This window comes from Nocardia lasii, from assembly GCF_042658545.1.
Taxonomy (GTDB): Bacteria; Actinomycetota; Actinomycetes; order Mycobacteriales; family Mycobacteriaceae; genus Nocardia; species Nocardia lasii.
Window position 1 is genome coordinate 390,986 of record NZ_JBHSQN010000001.1, and the last position, 18,371, is coordinate 409,356.

Annotated in this window: 12 protein-coding genes and 1 tRNA gene; 7 read left to right on the forward strand and 6 right to left on the reverse strand. The window is 69.2% G+C overall.

Annotated elements, in window-relative coordinates:
- Positions 1–55: 55 nt before the first annotated feature.
- Together ACFP3H_RS01745 and ACFP3H_RS01750 are read right to left on the reverse strand one after the other, a co-directional pair.
- Positions 56–7,339: an amino acid adenylation domain-containing protein gene (locus ACFP3H_RS01745; RefSeq protein ID WP_378598452.1), complete on the reverse strand. Its 7,284-nt coding sequence runs from the start codon at positions 7,337–7,339 to the stop codon at positions 56–58.
- 198 nt (positions 7,340–7,537) lie between these two features.
- Positions 7,538–8,392, reverse strand: a complete 855-nt coding sequence (locus tag ACFP3H_RS01750) for a M23 family metallopeptidase (RefSeq protein WP_378598455.1) — start codon at positions 8,390–8,392, stop codon at positions 7,538–7,540.
- Positions 8,393–8,674: 282 nt separating this feature from the next.
- Here ACFP3H_RS01750 and ACFP3H_RS01755 point away from each other — a divergent pair, with 282 nt between their 5' ends.
- Entirely contained in the window at positions 8,675–9,721 is a 1,047-nt protein-coding gene (locus tag ACFP3H_RS01755; RefSeq protein WP_378598459.1) for an NAD(P)H-dependent flavin oxidoreductase, read from the forward strand.
- Between the two features lie 60 nt (positions 9,722–9,781).
- The gene (locus tag ACFP3H_RS01760) at positions 9,782–10,174 is read left to right on the forward strand and encodes an SCO5389 family protein (protein ID WP_378598462.1); all 393 of its coding nucleotides are present in this window, start codon (positions 9,782–9,784) and stop codon (positions 10,172–10,174) included.
- A 169-nt stretch (positions 10,175–10,343) separates the two neighbouring features.
- Here ACFP3H_RS01760 and ACFP3H_RS01765 read toward each other — a convergent pair whose 3' ends face one another.
- Together ACFP3H_RS01765 and ACFP3H_RS01770 are read right to left on the reverse strand one after the other, a co-directional pair.
- Entirely contained in the window at positions 10,344–11,978 is a 1,635-nt protein-coding gene (locus ACFP3H_RS01765) for a long-chain fatty acid--CoA ligase (RefSeq protein WP_378598465.1), read from the reverse strand.
- 111 nt (positions 11,979–12,089) lie between these two features.
- Positions 12,090–12,470 (reverse strand): ArsR/SmtB family transcription factor, encoded by a 381-nt coding sequence (locus ACFP3H_RS01770; protein WP_378598468.1) that lies wholly within the window; start codon positions 12,468–12,470, stop codon positions 12,090–12,092.
- A gap of 69 nt (positions 12,471–12,539) precedes the next feature.
- Here ACFP3H_RS01770 and ACFP3H_RS01775 point away from each other — a divergent pair, with 69 nt between their 5' ends.
- The 3 genes from ACFP3H_RS01775 (at position 12,540) to ACFP3H_RS01785 (ending at position 14,703) form a co-directional block, all read left to right on the forward strand.
- On the forward strand, positions 12,540–13,679 hold the full coding sequence (locus ACFP3H_RS01775) for an acyl-CoA dehydrogenase family protein (RefSeq protein WP_378598471.1): 1,140 nt from the start codon (positions 12,540–12,542) through the stop codon (positions 13,677–13,679).
- Between the two features lie 98 nt (positions 13,680–13,777).
- Complete coding sequence (locus tag ACFP3H_RS01780) at positions 13,778–14,527, forward strand: DUF1542 domain-containing protein (RefSeq protein ID WP_378598474.1); 750 nt, start codon at positions 13,778–13,780, stop codon at positions 14,525–14,527.
- Between the two features lie 103 nt (positions 14,528–14,630).
- A tRNA-Arg gene (locus ACFP3H_RS01785) sits at positions 14,631–14,703 on the forward strand.
- A 436-nt stretch (positions 14,704–15,139) separates the two neighbouring features.
- On the opposite strand, the gene ACFP3H_RS01790 is transcribed toward ACFP3H_RS01785, so the two are convergent.
- Positions 15,140–16,042, reverse strand: coding sequence for an exodeoxyribonuclease III (locus tag ACFP3H_RS01790; protein WP_378598477.1), 903 nt, complete (start codon positions 16,040–16,042; stop codon positions 15,140–15,142).
- A 201-nt stretch (positions 16,043–16,243) separates the two neighbouring features.
- Between ACFP3H_RS01790 and ACFP3H_RS01795 the strand changes: the two genes are divergently transcribed.
- Positions 16,244–16,891, forward strand: a complete 648-nt coding sequence (locus ACFP3H_RS01795; RefSeq protein WP_378598480.1) for a Uma2 family endonuclease — start codon at positions 16,244–16,246, stop codon at positions 16,889–16,891.
- Positions 16,892–16,970: 79 nt separating this feature from the next.
- Here the strand turns inward: ACFP3H_RS01795 and ACFP3H_RS01800 are convergent, their stop codons facing one another.
- Complete coding sequence (locus ACFP3H_RS01800) at positions 16,971–17,456, reverse strand: phage tail protein (protein ID WP_378598488.1); 486 nt, start codon at positions 17,454–17,456, stop codon at positions 16,971–16,973.
- 336 nt (positions 17,457–17,792) lie between these two features.
- Between ACFP3H_RS01800 and ACFP3H_RS01805 the strand changes: the two genes are divergently transcribed.
- Positions 17,793–18,338 carry a DUF8020 domain-containing protein gene (locus ACFP3H_RS01805; protein ID WP_378598490.1) on the forward strand — a complete coding sequence of 182 codons (546 nt, stop codon included), beginning with the start codon at positions 17,793–17,795 and terminating at the stop codon, positions 18,336–18,338.
- The last annotated feature ends 33 nt before the right edge of the window (positions 18,339–18,371 follow it).

The window sequence follows — 18,371 nt, forward strand, 5'->3', positions numbered from 1 at the left end:
CAACGGTTCTCCTCGTCCACAGACCGACACTTCCGAACCCGACCGCATCTCGCGGCTACCGTCCGGCGGTCAGCAACTCGTCGAGCCGCGTGACGGTGACGTCACCGGCGAACGGTGTCGTCTCCGACACCCCTTCCAACACAATGGCTTCCAGGTCCTCGAGCACCGCGGTGTCGATCGCCGCCAGACCGGCGGCATCGACGATCAGGTGCGTCACCCACGCGTCGGCCAGCGCCTCGGACAGCTCCGCGCTCGCCCGGTCGGCGAACACCACGGTGCCCCCGACCAGGGCCGCGGCCACCAGTTCGAGCAGCGCGGCGGCACCGGGCTGATCGTCGTAGCGGTAGAGCCGCGATTCCAGCGTGAGCCCGGTGGCCTCGCGCAGATTCGCCGCGGCGGCGGCCAGTTCGTCGTAGCTCACCGTCGCACCGGTGCTCGGCGCGAAGGCGGGATCGCTGCCGCGCAGCACGCCGGTGCGGTTGGCGTAGGTGATCGGGCGCGGCGACTGCTTGGCCAGTTCGGCGCTCAGGGCCGGATCGTCGATGACGAACCAGTGGATGTCCGCGGACGGGGCGGGGTCGGCCATGCTGGTCAGGCCGATCTTCGCCGCGGGCGCGCCGTGCTCCGACCACGGCACCAGCGCCGCGCCCGTCTTCAGCACGGCCCAGGCCGCGATGGCCCAGTCGACGCCGCGCTCGATCCTGATCGCCGCGCCCGTGCCGGGACCGCAGCCCGCGTCGATGAGCACGCGCGCCAGTCGCGAGGAGCGCGCGTCGAGCGCGGTGTAGGTCAGTTCGGTCTCGTCGAGGACCAGCGCCGGGCCGTCGGGGTCGGATTCGACCGCGTCGGGCAGCAGCTGGGTCAGCCTGGTCCCACCCGAACTCACGGGGGCACTCGGGGCCGCGGCGACGGCGGCCGCGCGCTCGCTCTCGGCGAGAATGTCGATGTCGCCCACCAGGATTCGCGGATCGTCGGCGACCGCGGTGAGGATGCGGGCGAAGCGGTCGGCGACGGTGCGGATGGTGGCCTCGTCGAACAGGTCGGTGGCGTAGTTGAACAGCGTCACCAGTTCGTCGTGGGCGCCCTCGCCGGTGAAGCGCGGCTCGACATCCACCTGGAGGTCGAACTTGGCCACGGTCGGCGTGGCCAGCCCGCTGACGGTGAGGTCGGGCAGTTCGAGGGTGGGTGCCTCGTTGTTGCTGAAGGTCAGCGCCACCTGGAACAGCGGATTGTGGCCGCTTGCCCGGCCCGCCGCGGCGACCTCGACGACCCGGTCGAACGGGAGATCGGCATGGCCGAAGGCGCCGAGGTCGGTGTCGCGCACCAGGCCGACGGTCTCCTCGAAGCTGGCCGCCGGGTCGAGCACGGTGCGCAGGGCCAGGGTGTTGACGAACATGCCGACCAGATCGTCGAGCGCGCGTTCACCACGACCGGCGACGGCGGTACCGACGACGATGTCCTGGGTGCCCGACAGGCGCGCGAGCAGCACCGACAGCGCCGCGTGCACAACCATGAACAGCGACGCCTTGTGTTCGTGCGCAAGCTGATTGAGCTTCTCGTGCACGTCGGCGGGCAGCCGCAGTTCGGTGGTCGCGCCACGCAGGGTCGGCACGGCCGGGCGCGGACGGTCCTGGGGCAGATCGAGCGGGCCGGGGGCGTCGGCGAGGCGGTCACGCCAGTAGGCGAGCTGCTGCGCGGCGACCGTGTCGGCTTCCTCGTCGGCGCCGACGACCTCGCGCTGCCAGACCGCGAAGTCGGCGTACTGCACGGCCAGTGGCGTCCACTCGGGGCGCTGACCGGCGGCGCGGGACACGTAGGCGGTCATCAGATCGCGGGCCAGCGGCGCCATCGACGCGCCGTCGGCGGAGATGTGGTGCACCACGAAGACCAGCAGCCAGTCGGTGCCGCTGCCGTCGCCGATCAGGCGGACCCGCAGCGGAACCTCCTGCGCCACATCGAATCCGGTCTCGGTCGCGGCGGTCGCGGCGGCGATCACGTCGTCGGTGACCAGCACGTCCAGACCGTCGGGCGCCACCTCGGCGACCGGGCGGATGTCCTGCACGGGCAGGCCGTCCACGGCCGGGAACCGTGTGCGCAGCGATTCGTGTCGAGCCAGCACATCGAGCACGGCGGCGTCGAGCGCGGGCACGTCGAGGGTGCCGGTGAGGCGGATGACCAGCGGAATGTTGTAGGAGGCCGAGGCCGGGTCGAGCTGGTTGAGCACCCACATGCGCTGCTGAGCCAGCGAGAGCGGGATCGGCTCGGGGCGCGGTCCGGCCACGAGCGCGCGGCGCGCCGAGCCACCGCGACCGATGCGCGCGGCCAACTCCGTCACCGTGGGGGCCTCGAACAGGTCGCGGATGGCCAGGTCGGCGTCGAGGGCCTCGTTGATCCGGGCGATCACGCGAGTGGCCAGCAGCGAGTTGCCGCCGAGCGCGAAGTAGTCGTCGTCGGCGCCGACGCGCGGGCGACCGAGCAGTTCGGCGTAGACGCCCGCGACGATCTCCTCGACCGCGGTGACCGGCGCGCGGAACTCGCCCGCGGTGAAGGTCGGCGCGGGCAGGGCCTTGCGGTCGAGCTTGCCGCTGGGGTTGAGCGGGAACTCGTCGAGTTCCACGAACGCAGCGGGAATCATGTACGCGGACAGCGTCTTCGCGATCTCGGCGCGCAACGACGCCTCCTCGATCACCGAACCCGGCTTGGCCACCACATAGGCCACCAGCTGTTCGCCGGTGGGCGAGTCGACCACCAGCGCCACGGCCTGGCTGACCGTCGGCTGGGCGAGCAGCGCGGTCTCGATCTCGCCGAGTTCGATCCGCTGGCCGCGCAGCTTCACCTGGGAGTCGGTGCGGCCCAGGTATTCCAGGGCGTGCGTGTCGGGCGTGGGGTGGCGCCAGACCACCAGGTCGCCGGTGCGGTACATGCGCGCGCCCGGCTCGAACGGGCTGGCCACGAAACGATCCGCGGTCAGATCCGGGCGGTCGGCATAGCCGCGCGCCAACTGCACACCGGCCAGATACAGCTCGCCCGCCACCCCGGCCGGGACCGGTCGCAGCGACGAATCCAGCACGTAGACACGGGCATTCCAGTGCGGGATGCCGATCGGCACCGAACCGCGCGGGGTGTGCTCGGCGGGCCAGGAGGTCATCGACACCGAGGCTTCGGTGGGGCCGTAGAGGTTGTCCAGGCGCGCGTCGGTGATGGCGCGCACGGCGGCGACCGTCTCCGGCGGCAGCGCCTCGCCACCGGCGAGCACCTGGCGCAGCGAGGGGACCGAGCCCGGCTCGGTGTGCGCGGCGAAGACCGTGAGCATCGAGGGCACGAAGTCGGCGACCGTGACGCCCTGGGACGCAATGGTTTCCGCGATGTAGATCGGGTCGCGGTGACCGTCGGGGTTGGCGACGACCAGTCTCGCGCCGACCCGCAGCGGCATGAAGTAGCCCCACAGCGTCACGTCGAAGGTGTGCGAGGACTTCTGGAGGTACACGTCGTCCGGGCCGAGTCGGTAGCGCTCGAGCATGGAGGCGATGTGGTTGTCGATGCCCTCGTGGGTGATCACGACGCCCTTGGGGCGACCGGTGGAGCCCGAGGTGAACAGGACGTAGGCGGGGTGGCTCGGGCGCACGGGCCGCAGCAGTTCCTCCGGCGCGACCGGCGCACCCGAAACACCTTCGAGCGCAACGGTATCCATCAGGATCACCGGTGTTCCGGCGGGCACGTCGACCAGGTCGGTGGTGGTGCTGAGCACGCACGCGGGCGAGGCCGTGTCGAGGATGTGGGCGATCCGCTCGGCCGGGTGATCGGGATCGAGCGGCACGTAGGCGCCACCGGCGGTGAGGATCGCGTACATGCCGACCACGAGATCGGCCGAGCGGCGCAGGGCCAGCCCGACCAGCGACTCGGCGCCGACCCCGCGCTCGATGAGCACGCGGGCCAACTTGTTGACCCGCTCGTCGAACTCGGCGTAGGTGAGCTCGGCGCCCTCGAAGGTGATCGCCACCGCGTCGGGGCGCTCGGCGACGGTGCGCCGGTAGCCGTCGAGCAGCAGGGCGGGCGCGAGCTCGTGGTCATTGTCGTTCCACGACACCAGCATTCGCTCGCGCTCGGCGGCGTCGAGCAGCTCGATCGAGCCCAGCGGCTGCTGCGGGGCCGCGACGATGCCGGCGAGCAGGCGCAGGAAGCGGTCGGCGAGGTCGGCGACGGTGGCCTCGTCGAACAGGTCGACGGCGTAGGTGAGGCCGACGGCGATGCCCTGGGCGGTGCCGTCGCGATCGATGTCCTCGACCATCTCGAACTGCAGGTCGAACTTGGCGTAGGGGATCTCGAGCTCCACGCCCGAGACCGCGAGGCCGGGCAGCTCGAGGGTGGTGCGGTCCATGTTCTGGAACGCGAACATCACCTGGAACAGCGGGTGGCGGGCCTGCGAGCGCGGCGGGTCGAGGAGTTCGACCACGCGCTCGAACGGCACGTCGGCGTGGCCGAAGGCCGCCACGTCGGTGCTGCGGGCGGCGGCGAGCAGCGCGTCGAAACCACGCCGGGGGTCGACCTCGGTGCGCAGCACGAGGGTGTTGACGAACATGCCGATCAGGTCGTCGAGTTCGCGCTCACCGCGACCGGCCACGGGGGTGCCGATGGCGATGTCGGTGGTGCCGGACAGGCGCGCGAGCAGGGCGGCCAGGGCCGCGTGCACAACCATGAACAGGGTCGAATTGTTGCTGTGCGCAAGACGATTGAGCCCCGCGTGGATCTCGGCGGGGATGCGGAAGTCGACACCGGCACCACGGAAGGAGGCCACGGTGGGGCGCGGGCGGTCCGTCGGCATGTCGAGCTGTTCGGGCAGGCCGGCGAGCTGGGTGCGCCAGAAGTCGGCCTGCTGACGCAGGATCGAGTTCTCGTCGTCCTCGGTGCCGAGCACCTCGCGCTGCCAGAGCGTGAAATCGACGTACTGCACGGGCAATTCGGCCCACTGCGGGGCACTGCCCGCGCTGCGCTGCACATACGCGCTCATCAGGTCGCGGGTGAGCGGGCCCATCGAGACGCCGTCACCGGCGATGTGGTGCACCACGCAGATCAGCACGTGCTCGTCGGCCGACAGGCGCAGCAGCCGCAAGCGGATCGGCGGGGCGGCGGCCACGTCGAACCCGGTCGCGACGGCGGCCGCGACGAGCTCGGGCACGCGCTCGACGGTGGTGTCCTCGACGGGCAGTTCCGGCAGGGCCTGCGGATCGGTGAGCGGGAGCACCACCTGGTACCCGGCGCCGTCGATCTCGGGGTAGACCGTGCGCAGCACCTCGTGCCTGGCCACCAGATCGTGCACGGCGGCCCGCAGCGCGGCGGTGTCGAGCGCGCCGGACAGGCGCACCGCGACCGGCATGTTGTTCACCGCACCAGCGGTGTCGAACCGGTTGAGGAACCACATCCGCTGCTGCGCGAACGACAGCGGGATCTGATCGGGCCGCTCCTGGCGCACCAGCGGCTGACCGGTCCCGGCGCCCACGTGGTGCTCGAGGCGCTGGGCGAGCGCGGCGACGGTGCTGTCCTCGAACAGCGTCTGCACCGGCACCCTGGTCTCGAGCGCGGCGCCGATACGGGCGGCGGCCTGGGCGGCGAGCAGGGAGTTGCCGCCGAGTTCGAAGAAGTCGTCGTCGGCGCCGACGAGCAGGTCCTCGGCCTCGCCGGAGGTGAGCAGCGCGGCGAAGACCTCGGCCACGATCTGCTCCACCGGGGTCGACGGCGCGCGGTAGTCGCGGGCGGCGAAAACGGGCTCCGGCAACGCCTTTCGATCCAGCTTGCCGACAGGGGTCAGCGGGATCCGGTCCAAGACCATGATCGCGGCCGGAATCATGTAGGCGGGCAACGATTCCGCGAGGAACGCGTCGAGCGCGGCGGTCTCGACGGTGGCACCGGCGCGCGGCAGCACGTACGAAACCAGCGCTGTCACACCGGAAGGCAGCGTTTTGCCCAGGGTGGCCGCGAAGTCGATATCGGGGTGCGCGGTGAGGGCGTTGTCGATCTCGCCGAGTTCGATGCGGAAGCCGCGGATCTTCACCTGGAAGTCCGAGCGGCCCATGTATTCGATGACGCCGTCGGCGGATTCGGCGCGCCGCACCAGGTCGCCCGTGCGGTAGAGCCGGGCGTTCGCGTCACCGGACTCGGCGCCGAACGGGCTGGCCACGAAGCGCTCGGCGGTCAGGCCGGGACGGTTCAGATAGCCCTGCGCGAGCGCGGGACCCGACAGATACAGCTCGCCGATCACGCCTGCGGGCACCGGCCGCAGACGCGAATCCAGCACGAACGCACCGATTCCCGCGATCGCGGCACCGATGGTGACCGGCGCGGCCGGATCCATCGGCGGGGTGCTGGTGGCCAGGATGGTGGCCTCGGTAGGGCCGTAGCCGTTGTAGAACTCGCGCTCGCCGACAGCCCAGCGCCCGACCAGTTCGGGGCCGAACTTGTCACCGGCGACGACGACCACGCGCAGGTCGGCCAGGTCGGCCGAGTCGACCGACTCCAGCGCGCCCGGCGTGATGAGCATGTGCGAAACCCGTTCGCGGCGCAGCAGATCCGCGAGTTCGAAACCGCCGAACACCGCGGGCGGGGCGATCACCAGGGTGGCGCCCGCCGAGAAGGTGAGCAGCAGTTCCAGCACCGACACGTCGAAGTTGGGCGAGCACACGTGCAGCATGCGCGAATCGGCCTCGACGCGGTAGTGCGCGGCCTCGGCGGCGACCAGACCGGCCAGGCCGGTGTGGGTCACCACGACGCCCTTGGGCTTGCCGGTGGAACCGGAGGTGTAGATGACGTAGGCCGGATGGCGCTCGTCGAGGGTACGGATCCGGTCGGTGTAGGAGATCGGGTGCGTGGGCTGCGCGGCGACGGCGGCGGCCGTGGCGGGCTCGTCGAGCTCGAGCCAGGTCAGCGCCGAACCGAGCACCGGGCGGTGCGCGCCGGTGGTGAGGCCGAGGACCGCGCCGGAATCGGACACGATGTGGGCGATGCGGTCGGGCGGGTAGTTCGGGTCGACGGGCACGTAGGCCGCGCCGGTCTTGGCGATGGCCCACACGGCCAGCACGGACTCGACACTGCGGGCGATGCCGATGGCGACCACGTCGCCGGGGCCGATGCCGCGCGCGATCAGGGTGCGAGCCAGCTGGGAAGACTGCCGGTCGAACTCGGAATAGGTGAGTTCGCGCTGGTCGGCGGGCTCGCCGGTCGGGTTGAACCGAACCGCGATCCGGTCGGCGGCCGACTCGACAGCACCGGTCAGCAACTGCCCGAATGTCGGACTGCTCGAACGGCGGCGGCGGTTACCGCGGGCAGAACGACGGGCAGTTTCCATTCGAGTTCATTCACCTCTCGTCAAGCAGATCGAGCCATCATATCGACCGGCGGCACTTCCCTTCGAGTCCGCGTGCTCTCGGCGAGGAAGGGCCCAGAGGAGTATCGACTCGAGCTCGGCACATGTTGCCGCTTCAACAACAAAGTGACGGGGCTCATAGAGCCACCGTCACTCGCTGTGGTCAGGAACTACGCGCGGTCAGTGCGCGGACGGGCCCCACTCCACCGGGACACCCTTGGCGGCCAGGTAGGGCAGCGGATCCATCTTGGCGCCGCCCTGATCCCAGATCTCGAGGTGCAGGTGCGGGCCGGTGGACTGGCCGCGGTTGCCGACGGTGGCGATCACATCGCCCGCGTTGACCCGCTGGCCCTGCTGCACGAGCATCTCGTTGACGTGGCCGTAGACGGCGGTGGTGCCGTCGTCCTGCAGCACCCGCACCCACAGGCCGAAGCCCGAGGCCGGGCCCGCCTCGATGACGGTGCCGCTGGACACGGACTTGATCGGGGCGCCGAGCGCGTCGGCGAAGTCGATGCCGTAGTGCATGGCACCCCAGCGCGAGCCGAAGCCCGAGCTGATCGGGCCCGCGACCGGGCGGTGCGCCTGCGCTTGGGCCTGGGGGGCGATCTGGTGCTGGATGCCCTGCAGGATGTCTTCGACCTGCGCGAGCGGGCCGGAGATCTCGGGGGGCAGGTTGCCGATGCCGAAGGGCGCGGCCACGGGGGCGGCGATCGGCGCGGCGACCGCGTCCACCGGGGCGGGGGTCTCGACGTGCGCGGAGACTTCCTGCGCGGCGACGAGGTTCACCTCGGCGCGGGCGGACTCGGGAACGACCGATTCCTCGACCTTGTCGTCGTGGGTCGGCAGCAGCGGGGCGGCGAAGGCCAGCGCGGGGGCCACCTGGGCGGTGACGCCGACCAGGGCACCCGCGGCGACCGCGGCGGTGGCGGCGGCGCGCACTCGATCCGAACGCGAGGCCTCGGCGCGGTGCCTGTTCGGGCGCCTGCCATCGGTGTGACCCAGCAGGGCCTGCACGGAGATGGTTTCAGGGCCCACACGGTGCTGCGACAAAGTCTCGTCCTAGCGTCCGACAACAAGGAAACGCGACCGGCCTGACGACCGGGCCGGGGACCACCTGGGTGTTCCCCACTGCCGGACTATGTGTAACGGTTCGGCATACGTTGTGATGGGAACTGTACCCGGCCGTGACCATTCCGCAACCATTTGTCACGAATTCCCAGGTAGATGACGCGGCTCACGGTAACGATCACGCTGTCCAGCCCGTCACACGCACTGTCAGCGGGGCTGAACATCGGGCGCAGCGGCCAGACTCGACCCATGGTGCTCGAGAATCTGACCGTCCCGATCGTCGCCGCGCCCATGGCGGGCGGCCCGTCCACCCCCGAGCTGGTGCTCGCCGTGACCGAGGCGGGCGGCTTCGGCCAACTCGCCGCCGGCTACCTCGGCACCGACGCGCTCGCCGCCCAGATCGAACGCACCCGCGCGGCGACCACCGCGCCGTTCGGCGTGAACCTGTTCGCGCCGGGCGCGGTCGCCGACCCGGCCGTCTACGCCACCTACCTGGCCGAACTCGGCGCGGAGTTCCCGCTCGGCACGCCCGAACACGACACCGACGGCTGGGCCGACAAACTCGACCTGCTCGTGGCCGACCCGGTCGCGGTGGTGTCAACGACCTTCGGCTGCCCCAGCGCGGTGGAGGTGGACCGGCTGCACGCGGTCGGCTCGCAGGTGTGGGTGACGGTCACCTCCGCCGCCGAGGCCCGACTGGCGGTCGAGGCGGGCGCGGACGTGTTGATCGCCCAGGGCGCCGAGGCGGGCGGGCACCGCGCGAACTTCCACGACGACCCCGCCGACGACCCGATCGACCCGCCCGGCCTGCTCACCCTGATCCAGTTGCTCACGGCCGTCACCTCCCGCCCGCTCGTCGCGGCGGGCGGGATCGCCACGGGCGCGGGAGTGGCCGGGGTGCTCGCGGCAGGCGCGTCGGCCGCGCAGATCGGCACGGCCCTGCTGCGCTGTCCGGAAGCGGGCACCAACCCCGTGCATCGCGGCGCGATCGGGACACCGGAGCCGACGATGCTCACGCGCGCGTTCACCGGACGCCGGGCACGCGGGATCCGCAACCGCTTCCTCGTCGAACACACCGCCGACGCGCCCGCCGCGTACCCCGAAATCCATTACGCCACAGCACCGTTGCGAGCCGCCGCACGGGCCGCGGGCAACCCCGACGAGGTGAACCTCTGGGCGGGCCAAGCGCATTCGCTCAGCACCGGGCAACCGGCGGGCGAACTGATCACCGACCTGTACTCGGACGCGAAAGTCGCACTGCGTAAAGCACTTTCGCTATCAATCCAGGGTTATTGACAACGAATTTCGTTTAGACTCGGACGTGGCTTCGACCACCCCCAACAGGAGGAGAGCGCCATGTCCCTCGATGTACCTGCCGCACTACTGGAACGCGCCGAACAGGGCGATATCGACGACGCCGAATTCGTCGACTGTGTCCGCACCTCGCTGCCGTACGCGTGGGAGGTGGTGAGTCGGGTCGCGAGCGACCTGCGCGAGGGCACCGACGAATACGCCGACAACCGGATCCCGCCGCCGGACGAGGTGGCCCGCGGCCAGCTGCTCCGCGCCCTGGCCTCCGACGCCATCCGCGGCGGACTGGAACGCCACTTCGGCGTGAAGCTGGCCTTCCAGAACTGCCACCGGGTCGCGGCGTTCCCGCTCGCGGCGGTCGGCGGGGAAACCTACACCCGCTACATCAGCCCCCGAGCCCAGCTCCTCAACCAGAGCCCCGAACTGCGCAACTGCTGAACAACGAAAAGGCGGGCATGGAACGGATTCCATGCCCGCCTTTCGCGTGTTCTACCTCGTCGCGGCCCGCCCGATTCTGGACTGAGTGGAGGGTGCGACGAAGGAGTGCCCGGAGGGAGGGAAGAATCGGGGCCCGAAGGGCCGCGACTCGAGCGCGCCAGCGCTCCAATTACACCGTGGTGACTTCGAGTTCACCCTCGGCGTACTGGGCCCGCAGGCGCTTCTTGTCGAACTTGCCGACGCTGGTCTTGGGGACCTCGGCGATGAAGGTCCAGCGCTCGGGCAGCTGCCACTTGGCGAACTTGTCGGCCAGGTAGTCGCGCAGTTCCACGGCCTCGGCCGCGGCGCCCTCGACCAGCACGATCGCGACCAGCGGGCGCTCGTCCCACTTCTCGTCCGGCACGCCGATGACCGCGGCCTCGGCGACGGCCGGGTGGCCCATCACCGCGTTCTCGAGGTCTACCGAGGAGATCCACTCGCCGCCGGACTTGATGACGTCCTTGGAGCGATCGACCAGGGTGAGGTAGCCCTTGGGGCTGATCTTGCCGACGTCGCCGGTGCGCAGCCAGCCGTCGTCGAACTTGTCCGGGTCGATCTCGGCGCCGGTGGGCGAGTAGTAGGAGCCGGTGATCCAGGCGCCGCGCACCTCGAGCTCACCGAGCGACTCGCCGTCGTTCGGGACGACCTTGCCGTCGTCGCCGACGAGCCGGGCCTCCACGTTCGCGGGGAACCGGCCCTGGGTGTAGCGGTACTCCCAGGCCTCGTCCTCGGTGACGCCCGCGGGCGCGTGCGCGACGCTGCCCAGCGGGGAGGTCTCGGTCATGCCCCACGCGTGCAGGATGCGCACGCCGTGCTTCTCCTCGAACGCGCGCATCATCGCGGGCGGCACGGCCGAACCACCGACGACGGCGGTACGCAGGTGCGAGATGTCCTGCGGCGCGGCCGCCAGGGTGGCCAGCACGCCGCCCCAGATGGTCGGCACCGCGGCCGCGAAGGTGGGCTTCTCGACCGCCATCATCTCCAGCAGCGGGCCGGGCTGCAGGAAGCGGTCCGGCATCAGGATGTTGGCGCCCGACATCAGCGCCGCGTACGGCAGGCCCCAGGCGTTGGCGTGGAACAGCGGCACGATCGCGAGCACGTAGTCCGCGCCCTGGAAACCCATGCCGTTGGGCGAGTTCACCTGCATGGCGTGCAGCCAGTTCGACCGGTGCGAGTAGACGACGCCCTTGGGGTCGCCGGTGGTGCCGGAGGTGTAACACATGGCGGCAGCGGATCGTTCGTCCACGACCGGGAAGTCGAAGTCTGCCGACTGGGCGTCGAGCAGCTCGCGGTAGGAGTGCACCTGGACGCCCTCGGGCGCGGTGAGCGCGGCGGCGTCGCCGTTGACGACGATCACGTGCTCGACCGTCTTCAGGTTCGGCAGGTACTGCGCGAACAGCGGCAGCAGCGTGCCGTCGACGAGAACGACCTTGTCCTCGGCGTGGTTGGCGACGAACACCAACTGCTCGGGGAACAGGCGGATGTTGAGCGCGTGCAGGACCGAGCCCATGGCGGGGACCGCGATGTAAGCGACCATATGCTCGTTGTTGTTCCACATGAAGGTGCCGACACGGTCACCCTCGGCGACACCGAGACCACGCAGCGCGTTGGCCAGACGGGCCGATTCGGCGCCCATTTCGCGGTAGGTCATGGTGCGAACACCGTCACCGGTCCACGTGGAAACGGTCGAATCGCCCTGGAAAGTGGCGGCGTAGTTGAGCAGTTTCGCCAGTGAGAGCTGGTCGTCCTGCATGGTGCTCAGCATCCGTGCTCCTTCAAGTCCCTGGCGTGGAATGATCCACGTCACACGGAATCCTACCGAAAGGTTTGGGCCTTGTAACCGTTTCCTCAGCCAACATTCCCGCAGGTGGGCTCGTCATCGCGAACTAGGCGGCGTGGCGTGGGGTGGTTGCGCGTCCGGTCCGCGGTGGTGCGGCGGCACGCCGGGGCCCGCGTGTTCGGCGTTGTGGACGGCGTCGACGACGAGCCTGCGCACGTGGTCGTTGTCGAGGCTGTAGTGAATGGTGGTTCCGTCACGCCGGGTGCGCACGAGTCGGGCCATGCGCAGTTTGGCCAGATGTTGGGAGACCGCGGGGCCCGGTTTACCCACCCGATGGGCGAGTTCGTTAACGGAGAGTTCCGTATCGGCCAGCGCCCACAGGACCTGCACCCGGGTCGGGTCGGCCAGCATGCGGAACACCTCGACCACCAGACCGACCTGATCCTCGTCCAGCGGGGCCCGGCCATCTGCGCTCATGTGCGGATAATACGTCCGGGATCGGCCTGCGTTGGTGGCCGCGAATACCTGAGACGTAGGGTGACAGACATGGCTGTTGACCGGATGCTGCCCACCGACGAGGCACGCGACCTGATCGAACTGACGCGCGATATCGCCGACAAGGTGCTCGAGCCGCGCGTCGCCGAGAGCGAGAAGACCGGCGTCTTCCCCGACGGCGTGTTCCCCGCACTCGGCGCGGCCGGTCTGCTCAGCCTGCCCTACCCGGAGGAATTCGGCGGCGGCGCACAGCCTTACGAGGTCTACCTGCAGGTGCTAGAGGAACTGGCGAGCCGCTGGGCCGCGGTCGCCGTCGCGGTGAGCGTGCACGGCCTGTCGTGCCACCCGCTGTTCACCTACGGCACCGACGAGCAGAAGCAGCAGTGGCTCGACACCATGCTCTCGGGCGAGACCATCGGCGCCTACAGCCTGTCCGAATCCCACGCCGGATCCGACGCCGCCGCCCTGCGCTGTCGCGCCACCCCCGTCGACGGCGGCTACCGCCTCACCGGCACCAAAGCCTGGATCACCAACGGCGGCCGCGCCGACTTCTACACCCTGTTCGCCCGCACCGGCGAAGGCTCGCGCGGCATTTCGTGCTTCCTCGTCCCCGCCGACACCGAGGGCCTGAGCTTCGGCAAGCCCGAGGAGAAGATGGGCCTGCGCGGCATCCCCACCACCACCGCCGCCTACGACGACGCCTTCCTGCCGGTCGAACGACGCATCGGCGAAGAGGGACAGGGACTTTCGATCGCCTTCAGCGCCCTGGACGCGGGCCGCCTCGGCATCGCCGCCGTCGCCACCGGGGTCGCCCAGCGCGCTCTCGACGAGGCCGTCGCCTACGCCAAGGACCGAGAAGCCTTCGGCCGCAAGATCATCGACCACCAGGGCCTCGGTTTCGTACTGGCCGACATGGCCGCCGCCGTCGACACCGCCCGCGCCACCTACCTCGACGCCGCCCGCCGCCGCGACGCCGGCCTGCCCTACTCGCGCCAGGCCTCGGTCGCCAAACTCGTCGCCACCGACGCGGCGATGAAGGTGACCACCGACGCGGTGCAGGTCTTCGGCGGCTACGGCTACACCCAGGACTTCCCCGTCGAGCGCTACATGCGCGAGGCCAAGGTCATGCAGATCTTCGAGGGGACCAACCAGATCCAGCGGCTGGTCATCGCGCGCCACCTGGCCGGATAGCTATCCGACAACGCGCTGATCATCGCCACTGAGACCGTTTCGGCAATCAACCAGTAAACTGGACATCGTCTCGAGACCTCGACGGAATGAGGCACGCGATGGTGTGGTGGCTGGTCGTGATCGTGATCGTCTCGGTGGGCGCGCTGCTGTATCTGCGCACCGAGCAGAACAGGCGCAACGCGCGCGAACTCGAGGAGTCCCAGGCGCAGGCGCGGGCGAGCATCGAACGGCTCGGTGGGCAGGTCTACCAGCTCACACCCCGTAACGAGGCCGCCCGCCAAGCCCTGGCCGACGCCGCCGAGCGGTACAACGCCGCCAGCGGCCAACTCGACCGCGCCGACTCCCCCACCCGCGCCCACCTCGCCGAACAGACCGCCGACGAGGGGCTCTACTACATCCGCGCCGCCCGCACGGCCATGAACATGGACCCCGGGCCCGCCGTCCCCGCCCTCGACGGCCAGCAGATCGCCGGCCGGGTCGACCACACCCGCACCATCGCCCACAACGGCCGCACCATCACCGCCTCCCCCACCCCCTCGGCCACCACCCCCAACTACTTCCCCGGCGGCCGCGTGGCAGGCCGCCCCGTCCCCGCCGGCTGGTACTCCGAACCCTGGTGGAAACCCGCCATGATCGCGGGCGCCTGGGGCGCGGGCGCGGCCCTGCTGTTCACCACCCTGTTCACCGGCATGCACGGCGTCGGCTACGACACCCGAGCCTTCGAAGACGGCTCCGGCGAAGCCTCCCGCCACCACGACCCCGCCTACGAACAACCCGGCTACAGCACCGAATCCCCCTCCCCCACCCCCGAATACGACACCGGAACCGGCACCTACGACCCCTTCTGAGGCCGCCGACGACACCCCACCACCCACACACCGCACGCCATAGCCAGCTGACTCGCGCCACACCCCGCGCTATACTCACTGCGGCCCGCCGAGGCGGCCCCCCGCCTTCGTAGCTCAGGGGATAGAGCACCGCTCTCCTAAAGCGGGTGTCGCAGGTTCGAATCCTGCCGAGGGCACAACAAGCACCCAGATCTCCCTCGAGCCACTACCCTCATCCGCAGGTGCCGACCCAACCCGGCAGATTGACGCCGCAGCATTCGGCAGATCAACGGAACACCCTTCGGCAGATCAACAACTCACGGTAAGATCGCGACATGCATCAGGCCACCGATCTCCTGCCACGAAAGGCCTCTGAACTGGCAAAAGAGGCGCTCGAGGACACGCGAGTCGTAGTCATCAACGGCGCCCGACAGACCGGTAAAAGCACCCTCGCTCGGCCCGGATGCTCGGCCTGAGCGAGCTCGGCGATTCACTGCCAGGACGGTCGGAAACAATCGAATTGTTTCCCCTGTCCCAAGGCGAAATCAGTGACGCACCAGGTGGTTTCGTCGACGCTGTGTTCGCCGCAGGCGCAGGCTTTCGTACCGGTCCGTCGGATCTGAGACGCAAGGACTACAACCCCGACGATGATGAGTTCATTGCCGAGTAGGTCACCACGAGTGGGGCGTGGTCGGAGAGCCGCTCGGTGGGTGACGGTTCCTTGTCGACGGCGACAGACGTGGCGAGGCGGGCGAGACCGGGTGTCGCGAGTTGGTGGTCCACTCGCCAACCCACATCCTTGGTGAACGATTGGCCCGCCCAACTCCACCAGGTGAGTGGACCCGGGTGATCGCCGTGCACCTGCCGCACCACGTCGACGAGCCGGCGCGTGCCGAGAATCGAACTGAACCACTCGCGGTCGGTGGGCAGGAATCCGTCCATCGTGCGGGCGGCACGCCAGTTGGTCACATCGTGTTGGGTGTGCGCGATGTTCAGATCCCCGGTGAGGACGAACTCGCGTCCCGCGCTCAGCGCAGCGAGCCGGTTCCGGTGCACTTCGCGGGCGAACGCCGCGAGGAACCTCTGCTTGCGCTCGTACTTGACCCCACCGTCGGGCTGTTCGCGCATGGATCCCGGACGCTGCAGATGCGCGGGCAGACCGCCCTTGGGGAGGTAGAGACAGGCCACCGTCACCGGCCGGTCGGCCAGGTCGACCTCGATATAGCGTCCCTGTGCGGTGAACTCACCGAGTCCGCGGGCCCGGGGTGGGTGGGTCACCCACGTCCGCACGGCAGCGGCGGGAACCCTCGTCAGCACGGCCACACCGTTACGACCGGCCACCGAACCCACGTCCACCGCCGCCGAATAACCCGGAAACGCGCCCACATCAGCTGCGGGACAACGCAACTCCTGCAACGCGACCACATCGACCGACCGCGCCCGCAACCACTGGTCGAATCCACGACGCCGTGCCGCGCGGATTCCGTTCACGTTGAAGGTGGCGACAGTGAAAGAATCAGCGACCGACGAACCCATGGCAACACTGTGCCGGAGGCCCCCGTCAGTATGCATTTAGTTGGCTGTTACCCAACTAAATGCACACCACCGGATCGATGATGGTCAAGGTTCTGCGAGCGCTAGACTCGCACCGAGCAGTCACCGATCATGACCAGGCATTTTCCAGCTGCCGGTGTCCTGCCGAGGCTGTTGAGCCGGCGAAGTGCGGGAAGGAACACGATGTCGAAGCCGTCAACTGACCTTCCCGTGCTGCCGGAGCGGATGACCTGGACCGAGTTGAGCGCCCTGCCCGCCGACCAAGCGGAACGGATCGAGCTGGTCAAAGGGCGTCCGGTCTGGGTTCGCACCGGGCCGCCCGAGCACCAGCGGTTCGCTACTCGCTTGCGGAACGCACTGGAGGGTGCCGCGCGGCGCAGTATGAAGGCCCGACCTGGTGAATGCTGGCAGGTGGACACTGAAACCAATGTCTTCCTGAGTCGCACCAAGGATGACTTCCTCACCCCGGACTTCATGGTCTACCACTGCCCCGACGAGCCGTGGACTCCGATATTCGCTGAGGATGTCGTCATCGTCGGCGAAGTCCTCTCCCCATCCAACCACATCGGGCAGATGCTGACGAAGCAGGCTCGCTATGCCGAGGCCGGGATCGATGAATACTGGGAGGTGCTGCTCGACCGGGAAGGCCGACGCATCGACACCATCCTGACCTACGTCCTGGCGACACCCACCGACCTACCGGCGGGCGTCACGCCTTTGCGTCCACGCCAGTATGCGCTGGTCAGCGAATGGTCGCCGACCGTCCACCCCGAGGTCGAGCTGAACCACCCCTTCCCCCTCACCCTCGACTGGACCGACCTCGAATATTGAGGGCTCCGGGGCTTCGCACCTGGCCGGAGTCCCATCAACTCCCGCACTTTGATCCGGGGCAGGGTGAGCCACGCGATGGTCAGGTGTCGGCGGCGATCTCGGGGTCGTATTCGTTCTTGATGACGAAGTAGGAGCCTCGGATGGTGCCCGCGAGTGCGGATTTCTGGCGGGCGAACTTGAAGGAGTCGAGTTCGGTGGGGATGTCCATGCCCTCGCTGAGTTTGAAGCCGACGGCGCGTTTCTCGGCGTTGTCGACGGTGTACATGACGTTGATCGACAGGCCGCTCTCGTAGAAGACGTAGGCGATGCGGATGCCTTCGACCTCGAAGGTGGTGGCTTCGAGGGGGCGGGAGGCGATGACGATGTCGCGTTCCTCGGCGAGAATGTGGCTCACCCAGTCGATGACCGGGCGGGCCTCGTCGGCGGGTTCGACGGTGAAGACGTGGTCGTATTTGTTCTTGAAGTAGCGGGCCTCGTTCGCGCGCAGCCCGGCCAGGGCGTCGGCGACGGGCGAGGATTCGAGGCCCCGGGTGGATACGGTGTGGAAATCGACGACGTAGGCCATGAGTGACTCCTCAGCGCGTATCGATGCACCTGGAGCGATTCCAGGGTGTCGGTGTGGCGACCTGGCAGATCATGGATCGGCGACAGTTTACTCCGGGCGTAGGGCTTCTCCGGGCGGCGTGAAGACATAGGACTGACCGTTGGCGCACCGAGGCCCCCTTGTCGCGTCGTCCCGAGAATCGATCCCATCCGATCGGGCCTCGAGTTAAAATCATTGGGGCACAACATAATTCACGCTCTTCGCGAGTCGTCCCGATCGGACGGCACGCGCCAGACAGGACGGTGAACGATGACGTCTCAATCTCCCCGATTTGTCGCCCCGAACCGACGCGGTCCCATGCGCCTGCAGGACCCCGTGAGCGGGCGCTACAAGGGGATCGACTACTCGATCAAGCACACCACCGACAAGCTGGGCTCGTCGATCACCGTGCCGGGAAAGGCGTTCGCGCTCAACGCCGCCGGTGACAAGGTGCTCATCACCAACCCCTCGGGCGTGGTGGTCGACAAGGTCCCGCTGAAGTTCACCATCGCCGATCAGGACTTCGGCATGACGCCGACGATCTCCGACGGCGGCAAGACGCTCCAGCTGAAGATCACCGAGAAGAACACGCTCCCGCCGCAGCCGATCAGCGCCTTGGGCTGGTCCATGGGCCAGGTCGAGAGCTATGACACCGAAGCCGAACTCGTCGCCGCGCACCCCGAACTCGCCAAGCAGATCATCCACCTCCACGCGACCGATTTCGCCGCGGGCGCGCTCATCGGCGGCGCGGTCGGCTTCGTCCTCACCCTGCCCGCCTTCGGCGTCGGCGCACTCGTCGGCGCCCCCATCGGCGGCGTGATCGGCCTCTTCGTCGGCCACGTGGTCCGCGACCTGATGGACTGACCAACCGCCCGCTGGGCTGTCGGCCCGGAGAAG

What these genes read in the sequence shown, in the direction of transcription:
- ACFP3H_RS01745 (WP_378598452.1), bottom strand. Translation starts at nt 7,339, where the DNA reads ATGGAAACTGCCCGTCGTTCTGCCCGCGGTAACCGCCGCCGCCGTTCG.
- ACFP3H_RS01755 (WP_378598459.1), top strand. Translation starts at nt 8,675, where the DNA reads ATGGTGCTCGAGAATCTGACCGTCCCGATCGTCGCCGCGCCCATGGCG.
- ACFP3H_RS01760 (WP_378598462.1), top strand. Translation starts at nt 9,782, where the DNA reads ATGTCCCTCGATGTACCTGCCGCACTACTGGAACGCGCCGAACAGGGC.
- ACFP3H_RS01765 (WP_378598465.1), bottom strand. Translation starts at nt 11,978, where the DNA reads ATGCTGAGCACCATGCAGGACGACCAGCTCTCACTGGCGAAACTGCTC.
- ACFP3H_RS01770 (WP_378598468.1), bottom strand. Translation starts at nt 12,470, where the DNA reads ATGAGCGCAGATGGCCGGGCCCCGCTGGACGAGGATCAGGTCGGTCTG.
- ACFP3H_RS01775 (WP_378598471.1), top strand. Translation starts at nt 12,540, where the DNA reads ATGGCTGTTGACCGGATGCTGCCCACCGACGAGGCACGCGACCTGATC.
- ACFP3H_RS01780 (WP_378598474.1), top strand. Translation starts at nt 13,778, where the DNA reads ATGGTGTGGTGGCTGGTCGTGATCGTGATCGTCTCGGTGGGCGCGCTG.
- ACFP3H_RS01790 (WP_378598477.1), bottom strand. Translation starts at nt 16,042, where the DNA reads ATGGGTTCGTCGGTCGCTGATTCTTTCACTGTCGCCACCTTCAACGTG.
- ACFP3H_RS01795 (WP_378598480.1), top strand. Translation starts at nt 16,244, where the DNA reads ATGTCGAAGCCGTCAACTGACCTTCCCGTGCTGCCGGAGCGGATGACC.
- ACFP3H_RS01800 (WP_378598488.1), bottom strand. Translation starts at nt 17,456, where the DNA reads ATGGCCTACGTCGTCGATTTCCACACCGTATCCACCCGGGGCCTCGAA.
- ACFP3H_RS01805 (WP_378598490.1), top strand. Translation starts at nt 17,793, where the DNA reads ATGCGCCTGCAGGACCCCGTGAGCGGGCGCTACAAGGGGATCGACTAC.